Annotated in this window: 12 protein-coding genes; 6 read left to right on the top strand and 6 right to left on the bottom strand. The window is 32.0% G+C overall.

Annotated elements, in window-relative coordinates; all coding sequences use genetic code 11:
* Nucleotides 1–198: 198 nt before the first annotated feature.
* Both MY04_RS06270 and MY04_RS06275 read right to left on the bottom strand, forming a co-directional pair.
* Entirely contained in the window at nt 199–372 is a 174-nt protein-coding gene (locus tag MY04_RS06270) for a hypothetical protein (protein ID WP_158297592.1), read from the bottom strand.
* A 60-nt stretch (nt 373–432) separates the two neighbouring features.
* Nucleotides 433–1,356 (bottom strand): hypothetical protein, encoded by a 924-nt coding sequence (locus tag MY04_RS06275; RefSeq protein ID WP_066207751.1) that lies wholly within the window; start codon nt 1,354–1,356, stop codon nt 433–435.
* 404 nt (nt 1,357–1,760) lie between these two features.
* Here MY04_RS06275 and MY04_RS06280 point away from each other — a divergent pair, with 404 nt between their 5' ends.
* Nucleotides 1,761–2,108, top strand: a complete 348-nt coding sequence (locus MY04_RS06280; RefSeq protein ID WP_066207754.1) for a 4Fe-4S binding protein — start codon at nt 1,761–1,763, stop codon at nt 2,106–2,108.
* A gap of 45 nt (nt 2,109–2,153) precedes the next feature.
* On the opposite strand, the gene MY04_RS06285 is transcribed toward MY04_RS06280, so the two are convergent.
* On the bottom strand, nt 2,154–2,672 hold the full coding sequence (locus tag MY04_RS06285) for a gamma carbonic anhydrase family protein (protein WP_066207757.1): 519 nt from the start codon (nt 2,670–2,672) through the stop codon (nt 2,154–2,156).
* Nucleotides 2,673–2,929: 257 nt separating this feature from the next.
* Here MY04_RS06285 and trpS point away from each other — a divergent pair, with 257 nt between their 5' ends.
* Both trpS and dnaN read left to right on the top strand, forming a co-directional pair.
* Nucleotides 2,930–3,898, top strand: a complete 969-nt coding sequence (gene trpS, locus MY04_RS06290; RefSeq protein ID WP_066207758.1) for a tryptophan--tRNA ligase — start codon at nt 2,930–2,932, stop codon at nt 3,896–3,898.
* Nucleotides 3,899–3,919: 21 nt separating this feature from the next.
* Nucleotides 3,920–5,050 (top strand): DNA polymerase III subunit beta, encoded by a 1,131-nt coding sequence (dnaN, locus tag MY04_RS06295; protein ID WP_066207759.1) that lies wholly within the window; start codon nt 3,920–3,922, stop codon nt 5,048–5,050.
* Nucleotides 5,051–5,129: 79 nt separating this feature from the next.
* Here dnaN and MY04_RS06300 read toward each other — a convergent pair whose 3' ends face one another.
* The 3 genes from MY04_RS06300 to MY04_RS06310 all read right to left on the bottom strand — a co-directional run bounded on the left by MY04_RS06300 (nt 5,130) and on the right by MY04_RS06310 (nt 9,903).
* Nucleotides 5,130–7,757: a GAF domain-containing SpoIIE family protein phosphatase gene (locus MY04_RS06300; protein WP_158297593.1), complete on the bottom strand. Its 2,628-nt coding sequence runs from the start codon at nt 7,755–7,757 to the stop codon at nt 5,130–5,132.
* 133 nt (nt 7,758–7,890) lie between these two features.
* A complete protein-coding gene (locus MY04_RS06305) occupies nt 7,891–8,946 on the bottom strand; it encodes an ABC transporter ATP-binding protein (RefSeq protein ID WP_066207763.1) in 1,056 nt (351 codons plus the stop codon).
* Complete coding sequence (locus MY04_RS06310; protein ID WP_158297594.1) at nt 8,947–9,903, bottom strand: FecCD family ABC transporter permease; 957 nt, start codon at nt 9,901–9,903, stop codon at nt 8,947–8,949.
* 99 nt (nt 9,904–10,002) lie between these two features.
* Here MY04_RS06310 and MY04_RS06315 point away from each other — a divergent pair, with 99 nt between their 5' ends.
* The 3 genes from MY04_RS06315 (at nt 10,003) to MY04_RS06325 (ending at nt 13,562) form a co-directional block, all read left to right on the top strand.
* The gene (locus MY04_RS06315) at nt 10,003–10,644 is read left to right on the top strand and encodes an HAD-IA family hydrolase (protein WP_066207765.1); all 642 of its coding nucleotides are present in this window, start codon (nt 10,003–10,005) and stop codon (nt 10,642–10,644) included.
* A 63-nt stretch (nt 10,645–10,707) separates the two neighbouring features.
* Nucleotides 10,708–13,146 carry a penicillin acylase family protein gene (locus MY04_RS06320; protein ID WP_066207767.1) on the top strand — a complete coding sequence of 813 codons (2,439 nt, stop codon included), beginning with the start codon at nt 10,708–10,710 and terminating at the stop codon, nt 13,144–13,146.
* On the top strand, nt 13,146–13,562 hold the full coding sequence (locus MY04_RS06325) for a hypothetical protein (protein ID WP_066207769.1): 417 nt from the start codon (nt 13,146–13,148) through the stop codon (nt 13,560–13,562). The genes MY04_RS06320 and MY04_RS06325 overlap by 1 nt, the downstream gene beginning before the upstream one ends.
* Nucleotides 13,563–13,575: the final 13 nt, after the last annotated feature.

The following is a 13,575-nucleotide window of genomic DNA, read 5'->3' on the forward strand; positions in this document are numbered from 1 at the left end:
AATAAATATTAAGCCAAGATAATTGAATATGTATCAAATATCTTGGCTTTTTTATATTTATAAAATGATCAACAAATAAATAAGATGAAGGAACATGCATTATGAAAATGCTACTCAATAAAAGTAGTAACCATATTAAATTACGAAACCAATCAAATGTTAGATATTAAAATTTTGGAATAAAAAAAACGATTACATTTAGCTTGCAATCGTTTTTTCTACTTCGAAAGTAGTTCTTTTTGTTTCTCCTTCTTCTACGATATTTAATTTAGATTCTTCTTCTCCTTTTGGACCAGACATCATAAATCCCAAAAGTCCGAGAGCAAAAAGAATAGGCATAGAAATGAGAATAATGCCAATAAATAATTCCATAATTTAAAAGTGTAGTTTAAGTGCAATAGTAAATATAACACTTAAACTACACATTTACAATTATTGACAATTGGTATAAGAATACGTTTCGTTATATGTTTCTTTAATTGTATCTGTAAAATCTACTTTATAATTGGAAGAAACAGGATAATTTTTATCGTTAACCTGATAGTTGAATTCCATTATATATTCTGTAGACATCCAATCTGTATAATCATAATCTTCAGATTGTGTATTGTAAACGTACAATCTGAAGAATTCACTTATGCTTCCACTTAGAGTACTTGGATCTCCATAAATATCAAATGAACCCGCTTCAACAAGAGAAATAATGTAAAATACCATTCCTTGAGTTGGGTTTCTCATATCTTCATTATATCTATACTCATTGTAGGCAAATTCAAAATCACCATCCATATATGCCAATCTAGACACATCTCCAGCATCATTATATGTCATTTTAAAATAAGTAATCTCTGCTTTATCAGAACCTACATCTTCCGCATTTACGATATACTCTACTCTGTTTTGATCATCATATTCAAATACCAATTCGAATGTACCGCCAGATGTAGTTGTACCTTTTAAAGAATATAATCTACCATCAACATTTACAATTTCTAAGAGTTCTTCTGTACCAGATGTTACATTAGAAAATGTACCATCATCGTTGTATGAAAAATCGATTTGGTAACTTTGTGATTGTCTTTGTTCTACCATGTTTGTATCTAATACCATATAATCTAAACTATAGGTATAAGATGTTAAATTATCTCCAGTGTAATCAAAGTCTCTGTTGATTTGAATGTTTCTATATGTTACACCTGCACTATCGAGAACTTGTGAATAGGTGTATGTCTGTAAACTACAATCCCCTGAAATAGGAGCAGTATTGTAAAATTCTTTTTCATCTTCTGAATCATCACAAGAGAAAGCCAGTATTGATAAGCTTAGAATTAGGGTGTATCTAACAAGTTTGTACATATTTAAGAGTTTAATGGATGAATAGCTTAACATATATTTAATAATACCTATAATTTTTAACTATTAGAAACATTTATCTCTGGAAGTTCATTTTTGACAAATAAATACAACATGATATCAATATAGTGCAATTGTTAATTGAACTATTTCAAGGTCAATACTTATAACTTTTTGTTATAGCTCCATAATAATTGATAATAAATACCCTTTCAACCCAACTTTTTTAGTCTTCAAATCAACTAGGGTATTGATTTTTTATATTTAAGTGTACACCTTTGTAAAAGTAAAAGATCAATAAAACTTTTTTTAAAGATCTTAGTTTAGTTGTGTAACAAACAAAACGTCACTAAAACGTTAGCGAACCACTAACCAATTGACGCTTTTTAAAACATAAGAATTTCAATATGGCGATCATTATCACCGACGAATGTATTAATTGTGGAGCTTGTGAACCAGAATGCCCGAACACAGCCATCTATGAAGGTGGTGTTGAATGGACATGGGGTGATGGCACTTCTTTAACTTCAATCGAAATGGAAGATGGAAGTTCTATCGATGGATCTGAAGATCAAGAACCTGTTTCTGATGAGTTCTACTACATTGTTCCAGATAAATGTACGGAATGTATTGGTTTCCATGAAGAACCACAATGTGCTGCTGTTTGTCCTGTTGATTGTTGTGTAGACGATCCTGATTACAGAGAAACAGAAGAAGAGCTTACAGCAAAGAAAGAATGGTTACACGACGAGTAAGACGTGTGTACCAAAAAGAAAGGGCAACTAAATGTTGCCCTTTTTTTATTCTTCATCCTCAAACCAACTACTATACATTACATAATTATTAGCTGTTCTTTCGAATACAGCCTTTAATTTATCATCAAGTGGCTTGATTTTTTTCGCTGGAATACCTCCATATAAATAACCTGACTCTAATCTAGAATTTTGCAATACTACGGCTCCTGCTGCAATCAAAACATTTTCTTCGACCACGGCATCGTCCATTACAATTGCTCCCATACCCACTAAAACGTTATCATGAATTGTACATCCATGAACTAAAGCATTGTGTCCAACCGATACATTATTACCTAATGTAGTTGCTGATGTTTTATATGTAGCATGGATAACCGCACCATCCTGAATATTACATTTATCACCAATTGTAATCTTATTTACGTCTCCTCGAACAACTGCACTAAACCAAACACTACAGTCCTTGCCCATTGTAACATCTCCAACTACAGTACAATTTTCTGCTAAGAATGTATTCTCTCCTATCTGTGGTTCGATTCCTTTTACTTTTCTAATTAAAGCCATAACAAATTTTTAATTTATAAAAATTGGAATTTATGAAGACAAGGTACGGAATACAGTTTTTACAATTCAATGTTTTTAATCATCAAAAACTAACATAATTTAATGACATCACACATTTATATGCCTTTATATGGATATATAAACTTTTAATATTTAAATGAGACTAAAGAGGTCAAAAAATAATTCTTGATAATACTTTTTTTTGTTATTTTTACCGATTGAAATAATAACTATAAAGACAAGTCAGTTTACATAAAATGGCAAGAATTCTAACAGGAGTACAAAGTTCTGGCAGACAACATTTAGGAAACGTTCTAGGTGCAATTGAACCTGCTATCGAGCTATCAAAATCTAATGATAACGATGCATTATTTTTTATCGCGGATCTACATTCAATGACAACCATCAAGGATGCAGAAACGAGAAAACAAAATGTATATGCTACTGCAGCTGCATGGCTGGCTTTAGGTTTTGACACTCAAAAGAACATTTTTTATCGTCAATCTAAAATTCCTGAAGTATGTGAGTTGACTTGGTACTTAAGTTGTTTGACTCCCTACCCTATGTTGGCTAATGCACATTCATTCAAGGATAAATCAGATAAATTAAGCGATGTAAATGCAGGATTATTCACTTACCCTGTGCTTATGGCTTGTGATATCATTCTTTATGATGCTGAGAAAGTGCCAGTCGGTAAGGATCAAAAGCAGCATTTAGAGATTACTAGAGATTTAACTTCAGCTTTCAACCGTCAGTATGGAGAAACTTTTGTAGTACCAGAAGCCGTTATTAACGAAGAATTAATGACTATCCCAGGTACAGATGGAAGTAAAATGAGTAAATCTTATGGTAACGTTATTGATATTTTCTTACCAAAGAAGCAATTGAAAAAACAAGTAATGAGTATCCAAACAGATTCTACTCCTTTGGAAGAACCTAAAAATCCAGATACTTGTAATGTATTCGCTTTATATAAATTGATGGCTTCTGAAGAGCAAATTGCTGAAATGAGAGCCAACTACGAGGGTGGAAACTATGGATATGGTCATGCTAAAACTGCATTATTAAATTTAATTCTAGAACGTTATGAAACAGCTAGAGAGAAATTTGATTACTATATGACCAATCTTGATGAGTTAGAAAAAGAATTAAGTGTTGGCGAGGAAAAAGCTAGAGTTATTGCTAACAAGAAATTAGCTGAAATCCGTCAAAAAGTTGGTTACTAATAAATTAATTAAAAATATAAAATGAAGTTCACTGCATCAACATCTACTATTCTGAAACAAATTCAGATGCTAAATGGTGTTATTCCAAACAATCCTTCTATGCCAATACTTGAGAATTTCTTATTTGAAATTCAAGGGGGATTATTAAAAATAACTGCCTCAGACATGCATACAACAATAATCTCAGAGATTAATGTTGAAGCTGACGCTGATGCTAATGTTGCCATTCCTGCAAGAATGCTAACAGATACATTAAAAAACTTACCTGAACAACCAGTAACGTTCTCAATTGATTTTGATACTTATACTATTGAAATCGCTTCAGATAACGGACGTTACAAATTGGCTGGTGAGAATGCAGAAGATTATCCTTCGAACCCAGACATCGCAATGTCTAGTTCATTGGCTATGTCTGCTATCACTTTACAAGATGCGATTGGATACACTCTTTTTGCTACAAGTAACGATGATATGAAACCAAATATGAATGGTGTATTCTTCAACTTTACTGAAGATCATTCAGATTTTGTAGCTACAGATTCGCATAGATTAGTTCGTTACAGAAGAAACGATATTGAAGTAAGTGGTATGATGGAACCTATCATCTTAGGTAAAAAAGCACTTACTCAACTTAAAAATATCCTTCCTGCAGACGAAATAAATGTATCATTAGAATTTAATGATCAATATGCAGTATTTACATTTGGAACAATGAGATTAATTTCAAGATTAATCGACGAACGTTTCCCTGATTATGAAAATGTAATTCCATTAAACAATAATAATTTAGTTACTCTTGATAGACAAGCATTACTTGGCTGTTTAAAGCGTATCGTTATTTATGCTAACAAAACAACTAATCAAGTAAGATTTAAAATTCAAGACAACGAATTATTTGTTTCAGCAGAAGACTTAGACTTCTCAAACGAGGCGAAGGAAAGATTATTCTGTGAGCACGATGGTGAAGATTTAGAAATTGGCTTCAATGCTAAATTCTTAATCGAGATACTTAATAACATCTCTTCTGATAGAGTAACTTTAAGACTTTCTGAACCAGGTATGGCAGGTCTTCTTGTTCCTCAAGATCAACCAGATACAGAAGATGTATTAATGCTAGTTATGCCAATTATGTTGCATAATTTCTCTTACTAAGCATCATTACAGATCAATAAAAAAGGTCTCAAAATCATTTGATTTTGAGACCTTTTTTATAAACTTTATTTAAAAACGACTATAGTTTCACACCCATTATTGTGATATCGTCTCTTTGCTCAACACCACCTTTTTGATGATCATCTAAAGCTATTTCTAATTTTTCTTTTTGCTGATCCAATGGAAGGGCTGCATTATCTAAGATGATGCTTTTCAAACGGTTGGTACCAATTTTTCTTCTATCCAAATTATTTTGATCAACATATCCATCAGAACTTAGGTAGATAATATCTCCTTTCTCTAAGGTTAACTTCTTAGATGTAAAGTTTTTTACTTTACGTGTAGTATAACCAATAGATTTACTATCTCCATTTACAACTTCCAATTCTTTAGATTGTTGTTTAAAAATATAGATAGGTCTTTTAGCTCCTGTGAATTCAACATCTATAGTTTTATCATCATTTTCTACAACACTAACAAGTGCTAAATCCATACCGTCGTCATTTAATGACTCCTCTTGTCTCAATGAATCTTGAACACCCACATTCAAACTATCCAATATTTCTACAGTAGATAACCTCTTCTTAGTGTTCGTAATATCATTTAACAATGCATTACCAATCATCGACATGAATGCACCCGGTACACCATGACCTGTACAATCCACTACCGCAATAAGCTTTCTTAATTTGCCTTCAACTTCTTTTTCTTTATACCAGTAGAAATCTCCAGAAACTAATTCTTTCGACCTGTATAATAAGAAGCTATCGCTAAAGCTTTTCTTAATGAATTTATTGGATGGTAAAATGGCATTTTGGATAGTCTTTGCATAACGCATACTATCATAAATGCTCTTATTCTTTTCTTTTAATTCTTTGTAAGCCACATAATTTGATACTGCAATTGATGCATATGAGGCCAAAGATTTTAAAGTTGAGACGTTTAATTCTTCATATTGATTTTTCGCTAAAGCTTGCATAGTAATTACCCCTATTGCTTTAGAATCAATAATTAACGGCATATAGATTACCGACTTATTTCTAAACTCTCTTTTATTTTCAGCTTGTGGAATGTATAAGTTAGTCTCAGTATCATAATCATTAATAATTAGTTCTACCTCGTTATTAAAACACCATCCCGCTAAACTTTGAGTATCATCAATAGATTCAGAATAGAATGATTCTAATCCAACATCAGATACTTGATTTCTAAACTCTAATCTTCTTTCGTATTTATTGTAAACTCCAATACCAAAAGTTGAAGCCGGTAACAATTCGTTTACACTTTCTTGTAGATCCACCATATGGTTTTCAAAATCCAACTGAGAGGTAAACTTCTGTCCAATATCCTTTACAGAAAGCATTTCTTCATGCGATTTGATCACATCATCTTTTGCTTCTTGCAAACGTTCAGTAATTTCTTTTAAGTCGTCTCTTTGTTCTTTTAGCTTCTGAGAATTTTTATAGAAGATGAATATTAGGATTAAAGAAATTGCTGCAATAATAAAATACAACATTCTTTCCTTCTCTACAGATTCTTTCTCCTCTTCTATTTGCTCAATAGTTGATGTCTGCTGATTAATTTGAGACCTCATTCTTTCCATCATTTGATTGGTTTTGAATTGTGCATCTTCATAGGCCAATTCGTTTTCAATCAATGAGGAAGTCAATCTTTCTAAATAGGCTTCTAATGCAGCTTGTTTAGATCGAGTAGTATTATCTTTCTCTAATTTCTCTGAAATTTTCTGAATCTCTTTTCTAAGACTTACTCCAGTTTCTTGTAAAATTTGTTTCTCCGCTTCTAAAGTATTGAAAACAGCTTGGAAATTTTCTGAGTATTCGATGTTCATTTCCTCTTTTGGAGGAGCATTTTCATCGAAGCTAGAGATATACACAAACATATAATTATCTTCATAATCATATTTTGTTTTTACAATTTTGTAGTCATTTATCGCTAAAGTGTTTTCGTTTAATGAATCTGCATATACTTCAAATTCACCATTACTATCCGTTAAAAACTCTTTATCGTTGATATTTACTCTTAATGAATCCGCAGGAGAAATATCTTCATCATAAACTACAACAACTAAGATAGGATCAATTTCAATATCTTTATCTTCAATTATTTGTTGTTGAGTCGGTGTATTAGGTGTCTTTTTTGCTAAAACAGGTACATTATTATTAGAATTTTTATCTGCCGGTAGATTAATAGTAACATTATTCAGTTTTTTACTAAAAAAGAACTGACTTGATGAAACAGGTTCACCATCAACTAAAAATATTGTTGACGTTTTTACTATAAAATTTCTACTTACTTTTATCTTGAATTTTCCAGCACTATTAGTTTTTACAGCTGAAAAAGGTTCTCCACTGATCTTTACTAATTTATTTGGAAAAGGTCTTTTTCCTACTAGAACTGTCCCTTCGATATAAATTGGGGCATATGATAATAATACAGATATTTTATTTGGACCATTTGTAGCCCAAGTCTGCATTTTATAACCATTCTTGATTACGTTTATCGTATTGATTTTTGTCTTATCCGCTGTTTCAAAAGTGAACTCCCCTCTTAAATTAGAAGAGGCAACTTTTTCACCGTCTACATAAACAATTGCTGATGACACCGGACGATGATCTTCATCCAAAATAGTCCCTTTAATTGTTTGATTTTGAGCAATGGATAGTATTGGTAAAAAAATCAGTGACAATAAATAAAAGAATTTGATAAAAAGTTTATTAACCCCCATTATGAGATTTCTAATTAAAAAATTGTAAATATCTTATACGCTTCTGAACAAATATATAATTTTTGTTCAAATTATTATCAAATAAATGATATAATCAAGAGAAAAAGTCTTTATTAATTTGATTATAAAGATTCAAATTATCATGGTCTTGATATATCAAAGTCTTGTTTTTGTATGTAACATTCCATTCCAATAGTTCATTATCAGTAGAGTACAATAATTTTATCTGAACATCTGCATCTATACTTTCATCACAACCTTCCGATATAAATTTCTTTATTAACCAAAGAATTCTAATATCGACATCTTGATGTCCAAGATAATCTTTAACTGATACGTCTAATTCTATGCCAAAAGAGAATTGTTTTTCGATCGAACAAAATTTAAATACTCCACTTTCCTTATCAAAACCGACATAATTGGAATTAAACACCTCTCTAATAGTGTTTTTCGATACTAATAAGTCTGGAGTCCCGAAAGTACATTTACCTTTTTGAAGCAACCAAATGTAGTCTGCTACTTGTAAACTCATTTCGATTTCATGTGTGGATAATAGTATAGTTTTTTGGCTTTTTCTTGCTATAATTTTTAATAACTGGAAAACTTCCACACGATTTGGTAAATCAAGATGTGCTGTAGATTCATCAAGAAAGATAATTGGAGTATCCTGAGCCAAAGCTCTTGCAATCATCACTTTTTGCTTTTCGCCATCACTTAAAGTAGTGATATCTCTATTCTTTAAATGCATTGCCTGTACACTTTCCAAAGCACGAATAACCGATAATTTATCGTCATCAGATGTTTTGCCCCACCAATTAATATAAGGATAGCGACCCAACATAACGACTTCTTCTACGGTTAACCGTCCATTGATCTGAACATTTGGCAAAACAAAACTAATCAGCTTAGAACGAGTAATATTGTCTAATTGATGAATAGGTGTTCCATTGATCTTCACCTCTCCTTCAATAGGTGGAATATCACCCGACAATGTCTTTAATAAAGTTGATTTACCGATTCCATTTCGCCCAATTAAAGTAACAAAATCACCTTTATTTAAGGTAAGAGAAGGATAATTACCAACTTTATAAATCTCTTTATTTTTTTGATGATATCCAGTAATTAAATTTTTAATTTCTATCGTCTTCATCTATTTCCTTCCTTTAACCATGGCTAAAATAACAATTGGTGCTCCTATTAAAGAAGTAATGGAATTGATAGGCAAAACAACTCCTGATTCACTTATATGAGAGATCGTGTCACACCCTAACATAGTTATTGCCCCAATAAATGCCGACAAAGGTAATAATTTAAAGTGATCTGAAGTTTTGGCTACAACTCTAGCTAAATGTGGTGCCGCAATACCAATAAATCCGATTGGTCCACAAAAACCAGTAATCGAACCTGCCAATAAACTAGCTGATAATATTGACAGAAAACGATATCGCTTAATATTTAACCCCATAGAAATGGCATACTGCTCTCCAAGAATCATCAAATTCATTGATTTACATAAGGTCACACTAACTATAATCCCTAATATAATGATAAGGGTGAGCACAATAATTTGTTCGTAAACGATTCCACCTAAGCTACCAAAAGTCCATAAAATATATTCTTGAAGTGCATCTGGACTTGAGAAATATTGAGCAATACCAACTAAACTCGATGTTAAAGCCCCTACCATAATACCGATAATCAACAAAGCAACATTATCCTTTAGATTGTGAGCAACTATTAGAATGACTAATAAAACCATTGCTGCACCTGCAGAGGATGCTAGAATTGTCATCCATGCTCCAGAATTTTGTAGAAAACTGGAACTCCCGATCCCTAATCCAACGGAAAGAGAAACAAAAGCAACACCTAATGATGCTCCAGAATTGATTCCTAATACAGAAGGCCCTGCCATTGGGTTTCTAAAAAGGGCTTGCATTAACAAACCACTCACAGATAACCCTACTCCTGCTAAAAGTGCTACCAATGCTTTTGGTAAGCGTATCAAAGTAAATATAGTATATATTCCACTATTCTCATCTGTCTGATGAATTACTGCATCCCAAAGACTACTCAGAGAAATATCTGATGAACCCACACTTATATTCAAAAGAAAAAAGGGTATAATTGCTAATCCAAAAAGGGTTATTCGAAATTTAATCGATTTGGTTTTTTCAATCATAACACGAACATAAAGCATTTAATCTTTATGAAAAACAAATTAACTATTGTTTTTGATTTTGATGGCACGATAGTCCAATCACAATTACTGATCGAAGGTATTGTAAAGTCATTACAACATAAATATAAACTAGCTGAAATCAACACTGTAGAAACTGATGTACGAAAATTAACAGCAAAAGAACTGCTCAAAGCGATAAAAATTAAGAAATGGAAAATTCCTTTTTTTATCTATGAAGTTAAGAAACTGATGAGATCAGATATTAATTCTCTCAAGATCGAACCGGGTTTAGAGGAAGTTATAAGACAATTATATGCCCTGAATTTTCGATTAATTATCATGAGCTCTAATAGTAAGAAGAATATAAAATCTTATCTTCAGAAACATGAATTAGAACATTATTTTGAAGATATCATCACTTCATCGAAATTGTTTAAAAAGGAGGTTCCATTAAAAAAGATAAAAAAGAAATACTCCAATTGTATCTACATTGGTGATGAAGTTAGAGACATCGTGGCTTGTAAATTGGCCAACATGAACAATATTGCGGTGGAATGGGGATTTAATGATGCTCAAATTCTAAAAAAAGAAAATCCAAATTACCTTATTAAGGAACCTAAAGAATTAATTCCACTTTTAACTTCTATTTCTGTTGATAAGATCGATTAGGTTAATTAATTTGCATTTTTTATAAAAAGAGAACTTTCGAGCTTTTCGGATTAATTTTTTATTATGAGGTCATCTATTGCAGGTATTATCTGTGCATTTACTTTTTTCTGTATTGTTGCTTTAGACTCAAAAATCAACAACTTCCCCCCTTTTGGTAGATTTTTAGATCCATTTCATGGTTTTTGGCAAAATGAAATTAACGATGACAAAATCACTTCCAACATCATTACTACAGATCTAAATAATAAAGCAAAAGTATATTACGATTCATTGCTCATTCCTCATATTTATGCAGAAAATGAACATGATCTTTATTTTCTTCAGGGATATATCACTGCACGTCACAGACTTTGGCAGATGGAATTTCAAGCGATGGCTGCTGGGGGACGATTATCAGAAGTTTTTGGTAAGCTGACGATTGATTACGATAAAAAAATGCGTCGACTTGGTCTAAGAAATGGTGCTGAAAAATTTATCGAAGAGACGAAGAAAGATAAGAAGATATATGGAGTGATAGAGGCATATACTGAGGGTGTAAATGCTTATATCAATCAATTAAATTTCAAAGATTATCCTGTTGAGTATAAATTCTTCAACTACAAACCTGAAGAATGGACCCCTTTAAAAGTAGGTTTGATTTTTAAGTTTATTCAGTATTCTTTAAGTGGTACTGATTATGATTTTGAAAACACCAACGTTCTCAAGCAAATAGGAAAAAAGAATTTTGATCTTTTATTTCCTGATATGCTACCTCACCAAGAAGCTATTGTCCCTTACGATAGTGCTTGGGCACAATGGGATGTACATCACCCTAAAAAGCCAAAAAACTTTAAACCTTTATCGGGATTAAGAAAAACAGTTGGCTTTAAACCAGACCCTGATAATGGCAGTAATAACTGGGCGTTATCTGCTGAAAAGACGGCCAATGGCAACCCTATTTTATGTAATGATCCTCACTTAAATTTATCCTTACCTTCTATTTGGTTTTCAAATCAATTAACCACTCCATTAATGAACGTAATGGGTATGAGTATACCAGGAATACCGTGTATCATTACTGGTTATAATGAAAATATTGCTTGGGGTGTGACAAGTGCGAGAAGAGATGATAAAGATTGGTATAAGATATTATACAGTGATCATAACCACACGTCTAATTACATTGTAGATGGGAAATATGAATCTTTTGAATTAAATATTGAAGAAATTAAAGTAAGAGAGAGCGAATCAATTATAGATACTATTCAGCAAACTATTTGGGGACCTATAGTCTACGATCACTCATTTGGTGCTGAGAAACAAAGAGCTGGGTATGCATTAAGATGGTCAGCTCATGATCCTTCTAATGAGTTAAAGTCGATTTATTTGATGAACAAATCTCAAAATTATGAGCAGTTCAATTCAGCTTTAGCCTATTTTTCTGGTCCATCATTAAACTTCGCATTCATCTCAAAGGATAAAACTATTGCTATGAATATTCAGGGGCGTTATCCAAATAAATGGAAAGAACAAGGAAAGTTTGTGATGGATGGAGCTAGATCAGATATGAAATGGCAAGGTTATATTCCTCAAGAACATAATATTCGTATCAAAAATCCAAAGAAGGGATTTGTAAGTTCTGCCAACGAACATCCGGCAGGTAAAGATTATCCATATTATACATATGGTCAATATTATGAATTTTATAGAAATAGAAGGATACATCAATTACTTGATTCTGGGAATAATTTTACTATTCAAGACATGACTAAAATGTTAAACGACAATTTTAGTTTATTCGCCAAAGAGAACCTTCCTTTCCTATTAAATCATATAGATCAGCTTCAATTTAATCCTACTGAAAAAGAAGCGTTTGATTCCTTAAGAAATTGGAATTACCATTATGACAAGGATGATTATTCACCAATTTATTTTGAAGAATGGGTGAATGCATTAATGGAGGATGTATGGGATGAGTTTCATAATCACCCAACCAAAGATTACAGAATGCCTACTCGTGAGACTACATTCTACCTTTTACAACATGATTCTTCTTTATATTTCTTTGATGAATTAGAAACATCAAAAATTGAAAATATTACTGATATCATTAATCAATCTTTCCATGAAGCTGTTGAACATGTTGAGGATTGGAAAAGAGAAAATGATAATGAAAAATTAGAATGGTCAAAATATAAAAAAACCAATATTAAACACATGGGACTATTACCTGGTTTTCATGCATTGGAAATTGACAATGGAGGCTACAAGGGAATTATAAATGCTACAAAAGAAGGACATGGCCCTAGTTATCGAATGATAGTAGAGATGACGGCAAATGGTCCTGAGGTGTATCAGGTTGTACCTGGCGGACAATCTGGAAATGCTGGCAGCCCTTATTATGATGATCAAATTGAGAAATTTGAAAAAGGTGAAATGTATAAAATAAACTTTTATTCCAAAGATCAATTTATTGGCAATACACCTGAAGGTTTATACAAATCAGAAATTCTTAAAAAGTAATGATAAAAAATAACGATTTAATTTACGGTGCCACTATATTTTTTATTTGTGCACTTTTACAAGTGTATTTTCCTTGGTGGATAATTGCTTTCCCATGTTTTATATATGGAGTTTTAAATGAAAAATCCAGCTTTTTCAAAACATTCCTTATTGCCTTTGCCTCTATTGGTTTGTTATGGGGAATCTATGCTGCATTTATTCAATTATACACTGGTTCAGAACTAAGCAGACGTATCTCAGTGATGTTCCAAGTCCCATCAAATGACTTCATTGGTATTATCACAGGACTTATTGGAGGTTTAACTGCTGGTTTGACAGCTTTATGCGGTGCATTAGTGAAATGGTCTTTGGTAGATTTAAAGCCTGTAAAGGTGGCGAATACAGAACAAGATTTTGATGATGAGGAAGATTCTTAACATCAAAATCTTG

The organism is Flammeovirga sp. MY04, assembly GCF_001682195.2.
GTDB classification, from domain to species: Bacteria; Bacteroidota; Bacteroidia; order Cytophagales; family Flammeovirgaceae; genus Flammeovirga; species Flammeovirga yaeyamensis.

What these genes read in the sequence shown, in the direction of transcription:
- MY04_RS06285 (WP_066207757.1), bottom strand. Translation starts at nt 2,672, where the DNA reads ATGGCTTTAATTAGAAAAGTAAAAGGAATCGAACCACAGATAGGAGAG.
- MY04_RS06275 (WP_066207751.1), bottom strand. Translation starts at nt 1,356, where the DNA reads ATGTACAAACTTGTTAGATACACCCTAATTCTAAGCTTATCAATACTG.
- MY04_RS06305 (WP_066207763.1), bottom strand. Translation starts at nt 8,946, where the DNA reads ATGAAGACGATAGAAATTAAAAATTTAATTACTGGATATCATCAAAAA.
- MY04_RS06270 (WP_158297592.1), bottom strand. Translation starts at nt 372, where the DNA reads ATGGAATTATTTATTGGCATTATTCTCATTTCTATGCCTATTCTTTTT.
- MY04_RS06315 (WP_066207765.1), top strand. Translation starts at nt 10,003, where the DNA reads ATGAAAAACAAATTAACTATTGTTTTTGATTTTGATGGCACGATAGTC.
- MY04_RS06325 (WP_066207769.1), top strand. Translation starts at nt 13,146, where the DNA reads ATGATAAAAAATAACGATTTAATTTACGGTGCCACTATATTTTTTATT.
- MY04_RS06320 (WP_066207767.1), top strand. Translation starts at nt 10,708, where the DNA reads ATGAGGTCATCTATTGCAGGTATTATCTGTGCATTTACTTTTTTCTGT.
- dnaN (WP_066207759.1), top strand. Translation starts at nt 3,920, where the DNA reads ATGAAGTTCACTGCATCAACATCTACTATTCTGAAACAAATTCAGATG.
- MY04_RS06280 (WP_066207754.1), top strand. Translation starts at nt 1,761, where the DNA reads ATGGCGATCATTATCACCGACGAATGTATTAATTGTGGAGCTTGTGAA.
- trpS (WP_066207758.1), top strand. Translation starts at nt 2,930, where the DNA reads ATGGCAAGAATTCTAACAGGAGTACAAAGTTCTGGCAGACAACATTTA.